17 protein-coding genes are annotated in these 13406 nt (G+C 56.6%); 8 read left to right on the forward strand and 9 right to left on the reverse strand.

Going from position 1 to position 13406, the window contains the following annotated elements; all coding sequences use genetic code 11:
* Positions 1-348 precede the first annotated feature (348 nt).
* The 6 genes from G477_RS0114825 to rbsK are packed head-to-tail and all read left to right on the forward strand — an operon-like array spanning position 349 to position 6286.
* Positions 349-1374, forward strand: a complete 1026-nt coding sequence (locus tag G477_RS0114825; protein ID WP_035212163.1) for a LacI family DNA-binding transcriptional regulator — start codon at positions 349-351, stop codon at positions 1372-1374.
* Between the two features lie 41 nt (positions 1375-1415).
* Positions 1416-1814, forward strand: coding sequence for a D-ribose pyranase (gene rbsD, locus G477_RS0114830; protein ID WP_026698590.1), 399 nt, complete (start codon positions 1416-1418; stop codon positions 1812-1814).
* A 12-nt stretch (positions 1815-1826) separates the two neighbouring features.
* Positions 1827-3320, forward strand: a complete 1494-nt coding sequence (locus G477_RS0114835; protein WP_035212165.1) for a sugar ABC transporter ATP-binding protein — start codon at positions 1827-1829, stop codon at positions 3318-3320.
* The gene (locus tag G477_RS0114840; protein WP_156897372.1) at positions 3310-4272 is read left to right on the forward strand and encodes an ABC transporter permease; all 963 of its coding nucleotides are present in this window, start codon (positions 3310-3312) and stop codon (positions 4270-4272) included. Before G477_RS0114835 ends, G477_RS0114840 begins: the two co-directional genes overlap by 11 nt.
* A 14-nt stretch (positions 4273-4286) precedes the next feature.
* On the forward strand, positions 4287-5360 hold the full coding sequence (locus G477_RS19805) for a substrate-binding domain-containing protein (protein WP_026698593.1): 1074 nt from the start codon (positions 4287-4289) through the stop codon (positions 5358-5360).
* A gap of 8 nt (positions 5361-5368) precedes the next feature.
* Complete coding sequence (gene rbsK, locus G477_RS0114850) at positions 5369-6286, forward strand: ribokinase (protein WP_026698594.1); 918 nt, start codon at positions 5369-5371, stop codon at positions 6284-6286.
* Between the two features lie 203 nt (positions 6287-6489).
* Here the strand turns inward: rbsK and G477_RS0114855 are convergent, their stop codons facing one another.
* The 5 genes from G477_RS0114855 to G477_RS0114880 all read right to left on the reverse strand — a co-directional run bounded on the left by G477_RS0114855 (position 6490) and on the right by G477_RS0114880 (position 8885).
* On the reverse strand, positions 6490-6723 hold the full coding sequence (locus G477_RS0114855) for a hypothetical protein (protein ID WP_026698595.1): 234 nt from the start codon (positions 6721-6723) through the stop codon (positions 6490-6492).
* Positions 6724-6791: 68 nt separating this feature from the next.
* Positions 6792-6953 carry a YvrJ family protein gene (locus G477_RS21020; protein WP_084406282.1) on the reverse strand — a complete coding sequence of 54 codons (162 nt, stop codon included), beginning with the start codon at positions 6951-6953 and terminating at the stop codon, positions 6792-6794.
* A gap of 693 nt (positions 6954-7646) precedes the next feature.
* A complete protein-coding gene (locus G477_RS0114870; RefSeq protein ID WP_026698596.1) occupies positions 7647-7919 on the reverse strand; it encodes a hypothetical protein in 273 nt (90 codons plus the stop codon).
* Positions 7916-8401: a sigma-70 family RNA polymerase sigma factor gene (locus tag G477_RS0114875; protein ID WP_026698597.1), complete on the reverse strand. Its 486-nt coding sequence runs from the start codon at positions 8399-8401 to the stop codon at positions 7916-7918. Before G477_RS0114875 ends, G477_RS0114870 begins: the two co-directional genes overlap by 4 nt.
* 217 nt (positions 8402-8618) lie before the next feature.
* A complete protein-coding gene (locus G477_RS0114880) occupies positions 8619-8885 on the reverse strand; it encodes a hypothetical protein (RefSeq protein ID WP_026698598.1) in 267 nt (88 codons plus the stop codon).
* A gap of 331 nt (positions 8886-9216) precedes the next feature.
* Here G477_RS0114880 and G477_RS20625 point away from each other — a divergent pair, with 331 nt between their 5' ends.
* Positions 9217-10611 carry a polysaccharide deacetylase family protein gene (locus tag G477_RS20625; RefSeq protein ID WP_051288081.1) on the forward strand — a complete coding sequence of 465 codons (1395 nt, stop codon included), beginning with the start codon at positions 9217-9219 and terminating at the stop codon, positions 10609-10611.
* A gap of 164 nt (positions 10612-10775) precedes the next feature.
* Here G477_RS20625 and G477_RS0114895 read toward each other — a convergent pair whose 3' ends face one another.
* The 4 genes from G477_RS0114895 to G477_RS0114910 are packed head-to-tail and all read right to left on the reverse strand — an operon-like array spanning position 10776 to position 12880.
* The gene (locus G477_RS0114895; protein WP_156897373.1) at positions 10776-11207 is read right to left on the reverse strand and encodes a hypothetical protein; all 432 of its coding nucleotides are present in this window, start codon (positions 11205-11207) and stop codon (positions 10776-10778) included.
* A 53-nt stretch (positions 11208-11260) separates the two neighbouring features.
* Positions 11261-11683, reverse strand: coding sequence for a hypothetical protein (locus tag G477_RS0114900; protein ID WP_026698601.1), 423 nt, complete (start codon positions 11681-11683; stop codon positions 11261-11263).
* Positions 11680-12090, reverse strand: coding sequence for a YhfM domain-containing protein (locus G477_RS0114905; protein WP_026698602.1), 411 nt, complete (start codon positions 12088-12090; stop codon positions 11680-11682). The genes G477_RS0114900 and G477_RS0114905 overlap by 4 nt, the downstream gene beginning before the upstream one ends.
* The gene (locus G477_RS0114910) at positions 12074-12880 is read right to left on the reverse strand and encodes an immunoglobulin-like domain-containing protein (RefSeq protein ID WP_026698603.1); all 807 of its coding nucleotides are present in this window, start codon (positions 12878-12880) and stop codon (positions 12074-12076) included. The genes G477_RS0114905 and G477_RS0114910 overlap by 17 nt, the downstream gene beginning before the upstream one ends.
* Before the next feature lie 131 nt (positions 12881-13011).
* Here G477_RS0114910 and G477_RS19815 point away from each other — a divergent pair, with 131 nt between their 5' ends.
* Positions 13012-13395, forward strand: coding sequence for an ArsR/SmtB family transcription factor (locus G477_RS19815; RefSeq protein ID WP_051288083.1), 384 nt, complete (start codon positions 13012-13014; stop codon positions 13393-13395).
* The last annotated feature ends 11 nt before the right edge of the window (positions 13396-13406 follow it).

The raw sequence follows: 13406 nt of genomic DNA on the forward strand, positions 1-13406 counted from the left end.
CAGGGCGCCCGCTTAGCAAGACGAAGCGTCTCAAACATTCCGCCAAGCGACGCGGATTTGGATTCGTCGCCGCACAAGCGGCGGTGACCTCCTTATCGCCGGCTGCCCGTGGCAGCCGGGGCAGGGAAAAAGTTCAGTGGATGAAGCGCGGCAGGCGACTTGGCTCACCAGGCAGCCGAAGTTGGATCAGCATACCAAAAAGCATCGATCACCTTCTTTTCGCTTGACGAAACTTGTCAGAAAATTTTAAAAAGTGACTTGCTTCTTTAGCAGAACCGTGGTAGATTGAACCTATGAAAGCGCTTACGTTAAAATCTAAACGTTTACATTGAAGAGCAGGTGAGGCAATTGGGAAAGAAAGCGACGATTCTGGATGTAGCAAAAGAGGCGGGTGTGTCGGTAGCTACCGTGTCCCGCGTCGTGAACAAACAGGGGGGCGTCAAGCAGGAAACGGAGGCACGTATTCTGGCTGCGATTGAGAAACTCGACTACGTCCGGAACGCGATTGCCCGAAGCATGGTACGAAAGGAAACGAAGACGATCGGCGTCATCATTCCAGACATGACGAACCCCTTTTTCTCGAAAGTCATCTCCGGCATTGAGCAGGCAGCCCTGAACGATCACTACTTTACGATCATTTCGAACTCGCACGAATCGGAAGCAAGAGAGGAAGAAATTCTCGACCACTACCTGCAGCGCGGGGTCGACGGCCTTGTCATTACAACCGCAAACGAGACCGGTCATCAGCTCGATGCGTTCATGAAGTCGAACATTCCCGTCGTCGCCGTCGACCGGCAGCTGAAGCAGTATGAAGTCGACACCGTGCTCTCGGGCAACCGGGAAGGGTCCTTTGAAGCCGTCCAGCACTTGATCCAGGAAGGCTTCCGGCGAATTGCAATCATCCGTGGACCACAGCACACCACGCCAGGCCTGGAACGCTTTAAAGGCTACTTGAAAGCGCTGCAGATGCACGGCATTCACATGGAAGAAGAGCTGATCGTGGATGGGGATTTCATGGAAGAGAGCGGGTATCAATGCATTCAGCGGCTCTATCACATGGATCACCCGCCGGATGCGGTGTTTTCCTCGAACAACTTGATGAGCATCGGAGCGGTGAAGGCGATGAAAGATTTGAACTGGGAGATCGGCTTCGAAGTCGGGTTCTCCGGCTTTGATGATATTGAGATTGCGACCTTCATGGAGCCGAACCTGACGATGGTCTCGCGAAACATGGAAGGCCTCGGTGAAGTCGCCTTTAAGTACCTGCAGCGCCGGATGAGAGAACCGGATCCGAGCCGTCCGAAGCGGGAATACATCATGGCTCCGTCGCTGATTGTCCGGGAATCCGGCAGAAGACTTCGAAGGCATGTGTAAAAATCTAAACGTTTACATTCCAGTTAGGGAGGAGCCTGACCATGAACAAAGGGAACATTCTTCATCCTGAGCTGAACCGGCTCATTGCGGAAACCGGGCACATGGAAGAAATTGTCGTTACTGACGCGGGACTGCCGATCCCGGAGGAGGCAGGAACGAGAATCGACCTGGCTCTGGAAGAAGGCATGGTGCCGTTTCTGACGCTGCTGGACGCGGTGCGCTCCACGTTTTCTGTCGAGAAAATCATTCTGGCAGAAGAAATCAAATCGAAAAGTCCGGAAATGGAGCAGGCGATCCTCGATCGGTTTCCCGGCATGGAAACCGAGTACGTGCCGCATCCGGATTTCAAGCAGCGGACGAAAAACGCCAGAGGGCTCGTGCGCTCCGGAGAATTCACGCCGTACGCCAACGTCATTCTGGTAGGGGGAGTCGTGTACTAAGGGGGGATACACATGAATCTGCTTCGTATGGAGAAAATGAACAAAGCGTTCAACCGCATTTACGTGCTCCGAGACATCGATCTGCACGTAGATAAAGGGGAAATCGTCGCACTGCTCGGAGAAAACGGAGCGGGCAAATCCACACTCATGAAGCTGCTGGCAGGCATACATGATCCGACCTCTGGAAGCATCTATTTAAAAGGGGAAAAGGTCGAGATCAATGGACCGAAACATTCGCAGCGGCTCGGGATCAGCATCATCCACCAGGAGTTCAACCTGCTGCGGGAGCTGTCGATCGCCGAAAACCTGCACATCGGCAGCTACTTGACGAAGGGGGGCGGACGGATCGACTGGAAAGCGATGAACGATCATACAAAAGAGATGCTGGAGCGCGTCGGGCTTTCCCGGCTCGATCCGAAAACGCTCATTAAAAACTGCTCCATCGCCGAACAGCAGCTGATTGAAATCGCCAAAGCGCTGTCCGTCGAAGCCGAAATCCTCATCATGGATGAGCCGACCGCGACGCTGAATAACGAAGAGACCGAAAGGCTCCTCACCCTCATGGAGGAACTGCGCCAGCAGGAATTGGGGATTATATTCATCACCCACCGGCTCGATGAAGTCATCCAGGGGGCCACCCGCTTCGAAGTCATCCGCGATGGGGAGTATATCGGCGGGGCGGAAGTAGAAGGGCACACGAAGGATGAAATTGTCACGATGATGGTCGGGCGCCGTCTTTCAGACATGTTTCCCGAGCGGGTGAAGCAGTACGGCGATCCGCTGCTGGAGGTCGAGCATCTGCACGTGAAAAACAAGCTCGAAGATATTCACTTCACCGTGCATGAAGGGGAGATCCTCGGCATCGCAGGCCTCGTCGGTTCGGGGAAAACAGAGCTCTCCAAAGCCCTCTTCGGCATGCAGAAGCTCGAGAGCGGCCGGGTGATTATGGCCGGGAAAGACATTCAAACGCCGAAGGAAGCGATCGATGCCGGCATCGCGCTCGTCACCGACGACCGAAAAGAAGAAGGTCTCATTCTGGATTTATCCGTTGCCGAAAACCTGCTGCTGCCGAGCTACCGCAAAATCGCTTCCTACGGCCGGCTGAACAAGAAGAAAATGAAAGACATTGTGGACCGGTGGTTTTCCGGGCTGTCGATCAAAGCGTCCAGTCCGCAGGTGGAGGTCCGTACCCTGAGCGGCGGGAACCAGCAGAAGGTAGTCCTCGGCAAATGGCTGCAGATGGACCCGAAGCTGCTCATCCTCAATGAACCGACCCGGGGCATTGATATCGGGGCTAAGCAGGAGATTTACAAAATCATCAAAGACCTCTCAGCCGAAGGGATTGCCGTTATTCTGATTTCCTCGGAAATGCCGGAAATTCTCGGCATGGCCCACCGGGTGCTCGTCATGCACGACGGACGGCTGACCGGCGAAATGGAAATCGAGGATGCGACTCAGGAAAAAATCTTTCAATATGCCGTTGGTGGTGATCCTCATGGAAACTAATACGAATACGGGCTGGATTAAAACAGCATTGCTGCTGGACCGGTTCCGCGTCCTGATTATCTTCGTTGTCCTGCTCATTATCGCCAGTCTCGTCTCGGACGCCTTCTTTACCGTCACGAACTTGTTTAACGTGTTCCGTCAGGTGTCGATCGTCGGGATTATCGCCGTTGGAATGACGCTCGTGATTCTGACCGCGGGCATCGACTTGTCCGTCGGCTCGGTCATGGCCTTTACCGGCGCGGTTGCTGCCGGCGTCATCACGGCCGGCCTGCCGTTCCCCGTTGCCATTCTGCTTTGTCTTCTCGTCGGCCTGCTGATCGGCGCGTTCAACGGGGTCGTCGTCGCGAAAGGCGGCGTGCCGCCGTTCATCGCAACGCTGGCGATGATGGTCATCGCCAGAGGGATGACGCTGGTGCTGACAGGCGGAAGTCCGACCGTCATCACCGAACCGGCCTACCGGTTCATTGGAAGCGGCCAGATCCTCGGCATTCCGTTTCCTGTTGTGCTGATGGTGACCATTTTCGCGGTCATGTTCTGGGTGCTGAAAAACACGACGTTCGGCCGTAACATTTATGCCGTCGGTGGAAACGAAGAGGCGGCGAAACTCGCCGGGATCAACGTGGACAGAGTCAAAATTTCCGTCTACGCGCTGACCGGCATGTTTGCCTCGATTTCCGCTTTAATATATACGTCCCGGCTCATGACGGCCCAGCCCAACGCCGGGGTCATGCTCGAACTCGATGCCATTGCCGCCGTCATTATCGGAGGTACGAGGCTGACCGGAGGAAAGGGGGGAGTCATCGGAACCTTGATCGGGGCGCTGATCATGGGGGTGCTGGATAACATCTTGAACCTCGCCAACGTATCGCCTTTTTATCAGGACATTGCCAAAGGTCTCGTCATTTTAGCTGCAGTGCTGCTGGACAGCCGCTTGTCGAAATTAAACAAATAATGGGGGTAATGAACATGAAAAAGGTTTGGATGGTCTCTGCTGTTGCTGTTTTTGGCCTCTTGAGTGCCTGTGGGGATAACGATGTGGAGAATGAAGGCGCCGCTGATAACGACATGAACAATAATATGAATAACGATATGGACAACAACATGGATGACGACAATAACACGAACGACGAGAACGACATGAACAATAATGACGCGAACAACAACGCCAACAACAATAACGGCGGCGCAGATGGAGACTACACCGTAGCGCTTGCCATGAACACGCTTGACAACCCGTTTTTCGTCGACTTGAGTGAAGGGGCCGAAGAAACCGCAGAAGAGGAGGGGCTTGACCTCATCATGACGGACTCCCAGGGAGATGCCGGCCAGCAGGCGTCCGACGTGGAAAACCTGCTCACCCAGTCCCCGGATCTGCTCATCCTGAATCCGGTTGACAGTGACGCAGCCGAACAGATCGTCCTGATGGCAAACGAGCAGGACGTGCCGGTACTGACCGTGGACCGCCAGGCCTCCGGCGGGGATGTCATCAGCCATATCGGTTTTGACGCCCTTCGATCCGGAAACATTGCCGGTGAGTTCGTTTCGGACACCCTTGAAGGAGAAGGCAATGTCGTAGAAATCCAGGGGATCCTCGGTACGAACGTCGGCCGGGACCGGAGTGAAGGGTTCAATGAGCATATTGAAGAGCACGACGGGATTGAAATCATCGCCAGCCAGTCGGCCAACTTTGACCGCGGGGAAGCGCTGAACGTGGCGGAGGACATCCTCCAGGCCAACGACGATATTGATGCGATCTATGCTGCTAACGATGAAATGGTGATGGGTGCCCTCTCCGCAGTCGAAGCCGCCGGACGGGAAGATGATATCGTCATGATCGGCACCGATGCGATTGATCCGGCGATGGAGGCGATTCAGGAAGGGCGTCTGGACGCAACGATTGCAGAACCGCCGTTTTTCCTCGGACGTGATGCGGTCCACACTGCGGTGGACGTGTTGAACGGAGAAGACGTGGATGAGATGATTACCCTTGAAAACCAGCTTGTGACCGAGGAGAATGTCGACGAGATTGAAACCAGGTAGGTGAGAGCATGACGAAAATTACGGTAGTAGGAAGTTATGTCACGGATTTGACGGCACGGACCCCGCATATGCCGAAACCCGGAGAGACCGTCCTCGGCGGTCCCTTCCGGATGGGGCCTGGAGGTAAAGGCGGCAACCAGGCGGTTGCCGCCGCACGGCTCGGCGCGGAGGTGACGATGGTCACGAAGCTCGGGCGCGACCTTTTCGCAGAAGAAGCACGCCGCAACTTCCAGGAGGAGGGCATTGACACCCGGTTCATCTCTGAATCAGCCGAGGAAGCAACCGGCGCCGCCTTGATTGCCGTAGACGATCACGGGGAGAACATGATCGTCGTCACACTTGGGGCCTGCGGCGATCTTTCCGCAGCCGATGTCGCCGAGGCAGAAGAGGCGATTGCGGCATCTGATGTCGTGCTGCTGCAGCTGGAAACCTCTATGGAGGCAGTGGAAGCCGCTGTCGCCGCTGCTGCAGAACACGACCGCATGGTCATCCTGAATCCGGCGCCCTTTCAGCCGGTACCGGACGCACTGCTGCAGCAGGTTGACTGCATCACGCCGAATGAAACCGAAGCCGGCCTCCTTACTGGCATGGAAGTGAACAGCCGGGAAACAGCTGCAGCCGCTGCAGACATTTTGTTTGAGAAAGGCATTGGCATTGTCATCATTACGCTCGGCGGCGATGGCTGTTACGTCCGGGAAGCTGCCGGCGGCTATCACGTCCCGGCGATGCGCGCGGAAGTGTACGACACGACCGGTGCCGGCGATGCATTCAATGGAGCCCTCGCTCATTTTCTTGCAGAAGGCAAGCCCCTCGCCGCCGCCAGCCGCCTCGCCAACGCCGCCGCTGCGATTTCGGTCACCAGGGCAGGCACCGCACCGGCGATGGCTTACGAGCACGAGCTGGAGGCGTATGGAATCGAAGAATAATCATGGCTGTGCTCCTTCCCCTCCCCCGGGAAGTCCGCATAGAGCAGCCCCCGGTCTGATCCGCAGACCGGGGGCTGTTTTTAGGAGAAAGCCGGCCGAAGCGGGAAACATGCGGCCAGGCCTTCCCGCTTCCGAGGCATACAAAAATCCCGCGTCGGAAGCGAAGATGCTTCCGGCGCGGGAGGACAGCCTGTTCTGCTGATTTACACACTCTTGTGAGCGGCTTCTCTCTCTGCTGTGCGCTGTTCTTTGCAGCGTTCCGACCAGGTGAAGAGAGCCGCAGCGGCAGCAAAACTGCCCATCACCAAGGCGAAAATCACCGACTGCAGCGTCGGTGACAGGAATACCATTCCGATCAGCAGGGCGCCCAGCAGAGGCAGGACAAACGTATTTCGTTCGTGCTTTTCTGTATACGTTTTTCGTTGATTCCGCTTCATAGGCTCAACCCCCGTCCCAGAAATCCGGGTTCAGTGTATCATACCAGCAGCTGGAACAAAACCCTTTCTCATCCACTGTCTTCCCAGCGGCGGATCCGGCGCTCGAGGTGCTCCACTTCCTCGGCGAGCCGGTCGATCCGTTTTTCGAAACGGGTCAGCAGATAGGCCGCGACAAATACAGGAAAACCGACATTGCCGACGAACAGGGCCCACTCGGGTAACTGCATCATCGCTATCCCTCCTTTCGAGAAGCTGACGAGCAGCTTCTCCTTTATAAAGGGGAATATACGTTCGTTTTTTAACCGAAAAAAAGAGATTGAGCCGAAAGATGCGGGGCCGTCCGGGCCTTTTCTTGAAGGTTCTGTGAAAGCCTAGTTTTGTTATAACAAAAGTACGCCTGCGGCTCTTTTTTCTTCGCCTGCCGCGGAGACATCCTTCCGCTCTCCCTCCCTTACGTCCGGAAGGATCGTCACGCTTTCTTTATCCGCAGGCGTCTCGAAAAAGAGCCTGGGCCTGCTCCGTTTCATAAACGTTTCTTTTCTCTCAGAAGGACGCAGCGAAGACCGGCGGACGCCTGTGGAAGAAGAAGATCAGAAGATCCCGCAGGGCGTCAGACCGAGGAAGCTGGAGATTTCCTCCACGGCAAGCGTGCCGAGTTGCAGCGGCGTTTTCTGTCATTGTCAACAATAAACAATAACGGAGCTTTCTTGAAAGTAGAGGAATGGATAAGTTCTCATACAAGAAGACGACGGCCTTGTCGGCTGCTCGGGAAGCATGAAGAACCTATGCTTCCCTCAAACATCTGCGGTACAAGCCGTTCCGGCCAAAAGGCGCTTTTGGTCGGTAATAAGCATGTATAGGTTCTCATCGATGGAGACGCGTAGGCGCACCAAGCTGGGAATCGGCGGGCTGCAGGGACTTGTTCACCGCTCCGGCCTCCACGTGCCGGCTGTATGGCGTCTGTCCCGGTGCCGTTGTTCGAAAAAACCGGTGTTCGTGTCGAGCGGGTAATGCATCGCAGCGTCGAGGAGCCAGACGATCAGCTCCTGATACAGATCCTCCCGCTCTTCCGGCGGCACCTGCGTCAACGACGCACGGATTTTTGGTTCCATGTGATCAATCAGTTTTTGTTTTGGTTCCGGCTGGTCCGGATGCCGCTGGATGTCACGGATCAGGCCGGTCAGGATCGGTTTCATCTAAGGTCCACGATCCGCTGCCGGAGGGAGGCCAGAGCCCGGCGCTTTACTCGAGAGACGCTCGGCGGCTGCATGCCGAGGCGTGCGGCGGTTTCGCGTGCCGGAAGCTGATGGAGAAAGACGGCTTCCAGTACCGACTGCTCCCGAATGGATAACGTTCGATACGCCTGATACAGCGTTTCGTCGGCGATCGCCCCGCTCAGCGAAGTCCCGTCTTCCCAAATCGGCTCGGCGTCAGGGGAAGGAAGATGCACGGGGAGGATGGAGGTGCTCTGTTTTCTCCGGCTCCGGTCCATTTGGACAGCGCGGAAGTGCAGCGAGCGGGCCAAGTAGCTGCGCAGCCGGATTTCGCTGCAGAAAGATCGAAACGCCGCGTCCAGCCGACGGCGGGCGGCGGGGCTCGGGGTGATCATGGCACGTGTGTACAGGTGATAGTAAGGCGGATGCTGCAGAAATCGGGTCGTGAGTGGGACGCGGGACATGGGGCACCTCCTAAGGGAACGCTTGTTCTGTATTATAACGGGAAACACGCATGATTGCAAGAACGACAAGGGTTCGGTGCGTCTTTCTATGTCATCAGCTTATTGGTTTGGACAAAATGAAACAGCCTGCAGATCACCTTGGTCCGCAGGCGCTTTCCTGTCGCCGCAGGAAAGCGCCTTGGCTTACAGCCGCACCTTCCTTCCTGGCAGACGGGTATCATGTTTCTGTTACCTTTTCCCCTCGCAGTACCTGTTCGCTCATCGCAATCCCCCCGGCAAGGCCGAGCACTATCCAGACGATCCGCAGCACCACCTCCAGCCATGCTGGATCAAAGCGGAGGAGGTAGCTGCCGAGCAGCATCCATCCCGTTACAGCCATGATCACACCGATGAGCGCCATCACGGTCTGCTTCGGCCGGCTGGACCGCCGTCCGGCAGCAAGCAGCAGCACTCCTGCGGGGATCAGAACCCCGGCAGAGGCCAAATCAAGCCTGGCATCATCTCCTTGTATTTGTCTCTTTTCCTTACGAAAGAGGACGGAACATCTTGTTACTGCCTTACTGCACCTCGGGAGAAAGGAAACAGGACTCGTTCAAGCCACCGCAAGCTGACTTCACTTACGGAAAAAGAGAGAACGTCATGCCCCTGCCGCGACAGATTCCGTTTGTTTCCTGTTTCTCTACGCACTTCCTGTCCGCCCAGGATAAAACAGTGACGTTTTTCTGCGTTCTGTTATATAATAGAATAAAACTCCTTTTCACCTTCCTACATATGCCGGATGGTGCGGCATACAATCCCATAATGAGGTGAAGACGATGAAAGCGAAGCTGGTAGTACTGGTTGTTTGCAGTCTGTTGTTCAGCCTGTTTCTCCCGGAAACCTCCGCAGCAGCAGCTTCACAGATGGTGACGAAAGGGAATACGAGCGAGAAAGTGGTAGCCCTGACCTTCGACGACGGAGCGGATGGGACGAACATTCCATCGATTCTGGACACGTTAAAACGGGAAAATGTCCCTGCGACCTTCTTTTTGACGGGAACCGGATTGAAGGATCATCCGGACCGCATCCGGCAGATCACCGCTGACGGCCATGAACTCGGCAACCATTCCTACACGCACCCGGATTTTACGACGCTGAGCCGCGCGCAGATCATCGAAGAGCTGGAGAAAACCGAGGCACTCACCAGAGAGGTGACCGGCCAGTCTACGAAGCCGATTTTCCGGGCGCCGTTCGGCTATGTGAACGCCGCTGTCCTTGACGGCGTCGGCGCAGCCGGCTATACGCACACCATCGGCTGGAACATCGATACGATCGACTGGCGCGGCCCGTACAAAAATGAGATCACCGACCGCGTCATCAGCGGGATTGAACCCGGATCTATCGTCCTGATGCACACCGGCGCCGGGGCACCGGGGACCCCTCATGCTCTGCCCGACATCATTCAGGAACTCGATGCCCTCGGCTACCGCTTCGTCACTGTAGGCGACATGCTCGGCCTCTCCGAACCAGTCACCGGACAGACCTACATCGTCCAGCCGGGCGATACGTTGACGGCAATCGCCGCGCGTTTCAACACGACCGCTGCCAATCTGCGTGAATGGAACAACCTGCAGCCGGGTGCCATCCTCTCTGTCGGACAGGTGCTGATCGTTTCGGACCTGCTGTTCTCCGATATCGCCGGCAACTGGGCGAGAAGCGAAATCCAGACCATGGCAGAACAGCAGTACGTCTTCGGCCGCAGCCCCGGTCTCTTTGTTCCAGGCGGGGATGTGACGCGGGCCGAATTTGCAGCGCTTCTCACCAGGGTGCTGGAGCTGGACACGAATCTGGATGGGCCCCCGTTCGCGGATATAAACACAGCCGACTGGTATGCGCCTTATGCCGCTGCGGTGAAAAACGCCGGCATGATGACCGGGTATCCCGCGGGCGGCAGCACAGTATTCCGACCGGATCAAAAAATCAGCCGGGAGGAAGTGGCCGTTGTGCTGGTGCGGGCGCTCGAGGCAGAAACCGGCAGCACGCTGCCATCCCAGCCGCTGACCTTTGCGGACCGGGGAACCATAGCCGACTGGGCGGAAAGCAGCGTCGCCCGAGTGACCGAGGCCGGCTTGATGCGGGGCAGGACGTCCACGACCTTTGATCCCAAAGGTGTCACCACCCGAGCCGAATCCGCCGTCGTCATGTACCGCCTGCTGCCGCTGATCGACTGATGTTCATAGAACGAAAGCGCCGAGCGCCTTTTGGTCGGGACGGTGCCTCCCTCGATGAAAACGGAAATATTTGTAACACCAAATAAAGCACGCCTGCCGAATCGAGGCAGGCGTGCTTTGTTTGGATCAGGAGCTTTCTCGAAAGCTAGGGCGTGGCCGGCATGTTATTCCACGTCGACCAAAAACGTGTACATGGCACGGTTGCTGCTGTCCGGCCAGTTAGCGGTGACGCCGATCGGGTACAGCCCCGGCTCTTCCGGCATCTGGATTTCCCCATTGTCGGTACCCAGTGCTTCCACCGGCCCTTCGCTTTCCCACAGCTGGGCTTCTACCTCTGGATTGGAACCGTCCCCAAAGGTGTAGGAGACAGTTTCTCCAGCCTCTGTCGATAAGGCCTCCATGTCCATGATCGTGATCGTCTCGTCCGGAGGCGGGCCGGAAGCGTTGGTCGAACCGCCCCAGTAGGACCAGGAGTAGGACCCGAGCATGCCGGTGGCTGCCTCTTCTTCTGTTTCCATCGTCAGTTCCGGCGGCTCATCGCAGGCAGCCAGCAGGACGAGAAACAGGAACATTATTGCGGTCTTGAATGTGTCCACCTCCTATCATCAAGTGGATGGTCAGCAGATTCGTCCATGGCGGAAAGCCGGCATCATTTTACTTCCACGTACAGCGTATAGACGGCGTGGTTGCTGCTGTCCGGCCAGTCGGCGGTGATGCCGATTGGATACAGCCCCGGTTCCTCCGGCATCTGCACCTCGTTTCTCGTCGTATCGAGTTCGTACAGCGGTCCGTGTTCATCCCACGCTTCTGCTTCCAGTTCGGGAGTGGATCCATCAACGACAGCGACCCGCACAGACGATGCCGCTTCTACGGGGAAAGCTCCCATATCCAGGTTCGACACGGTTTCATTCGGCGGACCATAGGAGGAATGCGCGGATCCCGTCAACGAGGTCCAATAGTTGGATCCGAGTTCCCCCGTCCTATGTCCCTCATCTGTTGCCATGACGATGTCCGGCGGTTCGCTGCTGCACGCGGCAAGCAGCAGGATCGACAGGGGGAGGAGTGACTTCATTCTCCTCTCACCTCCATAGCAATATCTGCTTCCCGGAGCAGCTCCCGCAGATCTTCGGTGCTGCCGCTGGATAACGAGTATAAAGTGTGCGTGTCACGGGCTTCCATTACCGAGCCGCCGCCTTCCTCCGGCAGCCAGAGATGAAAATGTCGCTCGGGTTCTTCGCCGACGACGAGATGCAAATCTCCTTCGGCCATATCGACAGCCCCGCTTTGCTCGTTGGCTCCGTCGAGAATATCCGCCGCCTCTTCCGCGTCTGTGCCGCTCAGCGTACCAAGAACCTCTCCACCTGCGGTTCCGAAGCCGTCAAAGCCGCGAATCTCTACACGTTCGGGCTCTTCGAGATCAAACGTGCTTCCGCAGCCGGCGAGAACGAGCAGGATCAACATGCTAATCACGCGTCCCATACACACCCAGCCTTTCCTCGATATCGGTACCGTTCACGGAGAAGTCCTTCGTGATGCGGAACTCGCCGCTGCCGACCCCGTCCAGATCCAGCTCCTGTTCGTACGTGTCTCCCGGAGGAAGCGTCAAACCGATATCTTCAAACGCATGATCCAGCGTCCTTTCCCAGTCTCCATTCTCCGCTTCCTCTACGTGGTACTGAAGCCCGAAAAACAGCTCGGTCGGGCCGCGGTTCTCCAGCTGCAGCACGTAGCCTCCGGCGTTTTCTTCCACCGAGAGCTCCGCGTTCGCTTCCTGCGGCGGCACAGCGGCAGAGCCGGCAAACGTATCCGTCACGTTCCCTTCGTCATCGAGCGTTTCGGCGCTGATGATATACATCGTATCCTTCTCCGGAAGCGAGGCGGCAAAAGAATCGTCCGTCGTCGTCGTTTCTTCGATAACTTCGACGAGTTCCAGTTCTTCGGTTCGTTCGGTGAGCCGGTAGCGGACACTCCCCTCCCACGGCACGGTGACGCCGCTGATTTCCACCTCCTCGTCCGGATGGGTGATCCCGTGGGCGCCCATGAAGCCATCCTGAAAAGCATCGCCCATGCCTTCTTCGTATTCGGTATTCCGAATAGGGTCCAGGGAGCCCGCTTCTGGCCACACCCACGTCTCGGTCTCTCCATCCATCGAACCATATACCGAGTCATGCTCCTGCGGGGCTTGTTCCGGTTCAGACTCCGTCGTCACTTCCATCTCAGTGCCGCATCCTGCCAGCAGCAGGACAGCAGCTCCGGATAAACGATACATCGAACCCCTCCTTTATCCCCTTAGACGTAAAAATTGGAAACACGTTACAATCATGATGCGGAAGCATTGCTCCAGCGCCGGACAGCGTATATAATTGAATGTACATATAAACGAAGGAAGAGGTGAGCAGCATGACAGATACAACCGTATCTTCGTATGCCTCCATGTTTAAGCTGCTTGCAGACGAAAAGCGACTGCACATGCTCCGCTACCTGCAGATCAGCGGCCTGTGCGTCTGCGATCTGGAAGTACTGCTGGATATCAGCCAGCCATCCGCCAGCCAGCACCTCCGCAAACTGAAAGCAGAAGGGATGATCACGTCCCACCGTCACGACCAGTGGCAGATTTACAGCATCAACGAAGCGTACCCGCTGTATTCCATGCTCCGGGCCGTACTGGAAGAACTGCCTTCAGCGAAAAAGGACGTCGATGAACTGACGGAAAAAGGCCTCCGCTCCCGCTGTTCCATGCAGGAGATCGAGATCAAGCTGCCGGAAAAAGCCGAAGCGAAGTAAAATGAAGTAAG

It is taken from the genome of Alkalicoccus chagannorensis DSM 18086 (assembly GCF_000429725.1).
Lineage (GTDB): Bacteria > Bacillota > Bacilli > Bacillales > Salisediminibacteriaceae > Alkalicoccus > Alkalicoccus chagannorensis.

Excerpts from the sequence above, each read along its gene's own strand:
- rbsD (WP_026698590.1), top strand. The coding sequence starts at position 1,416 with ATGAACAAAGGGAACATTCTTCATCCTGAGCTGAACCGGCTCATTGCG.
- G477_RS0114835 (WP_035212165.1), top strand. The coding sequence starts at position 1,827 with ATGAATCTGCTTCGTATGGAGAAAATGAACAAAGCGTTCAACCGCATT.
- G477_RS0114840 (WP_156897372.1), top strand. The coding sequence starts at position 3,310 with ATGGAAACTAATACGAATACGGGCTGGATTAAAACAGCATTGCTGCTG.
- G477_RS19805 (WP_026698593.1), top strand. The coding sequence starts at position 4,287 with ATGAAAAAGGTTTGGATGGTCTCTGCTGTTGCTGTTTTTGGCCTCTTG.
- rbsK (WP_026698594.1), top strand. The coding sequence starts at position 5,369 with ATGACGAAAATTACGGTAGTAGGAAGTTATGTCACGGATTTGACGGCA.
- G477_RS0114855 (WP_026698595.1), bottom strand. The coding sequence starts at position 6,723 with ATGAAGCGGAATCAACGAAAAACGTATACAGAAAAGCACGAACGAAAT.
- G477_RS21020 (WP_084406282.1), bottom strand. The coding sequence starts at position 6,953 with ATGATGCAGTTACCCGAGTGGGCCCTGTTCGTCGGCAATGTCGGTTTT.
- G477_RS0114870 (WP_026698596.1), bottom strand. The coding sequence starts at position 7,919 with ATGAAACCGATCCTGACCGGCCTGATCCGTGACATCCAGCGGCATCCG.
- G477_RS0114875 (WP_026698597.1), bottom strand. The coding sequence starts at position 8,401 with ATGTCCCGCGTCCCACTCACGACCCGATTTCTGCAGCATCCGCCTTAC.
- G477_RS20625 (WP_051288081.1), top strand. The coding sequence starts at position 9,217 with ATGAAAGCGAAGCTGGTAGTACTGGTTGTTTGCAGTCTGTTGTTCAGC.
- G477_RS0114900 (WP_026698601.1), bottom strand. The coding sequence starts at position 11,683 with ATGAAGTCACTCCTCCCCCTGTCGATCCTGCTGCTTGCCGCGTGCAGC.
- G477_RS0114905 (WP_026698602.1), bottom strand. The coding sequence starts at position 12,090 with ATGGGACGCGTGATTAGCATGTTGATCCTGCTCGTTCTCGCCGGCTGC.
- G477_RS0114910 (WP_026698603.1), bottom strand. The coding sequence starts at position 12,880 with ATGTATCGTTTATCCGGAGCTGCTGTCCTGCTGCTGGCAGGATGCGGC.
- G477_RS19815 (WP_051288083.1), top strand. The coding sequence starts at position 13,012 with ATGACAGATACAACCGTATCTTCGTATGCCTCCATGTTTAAGCTGCTT.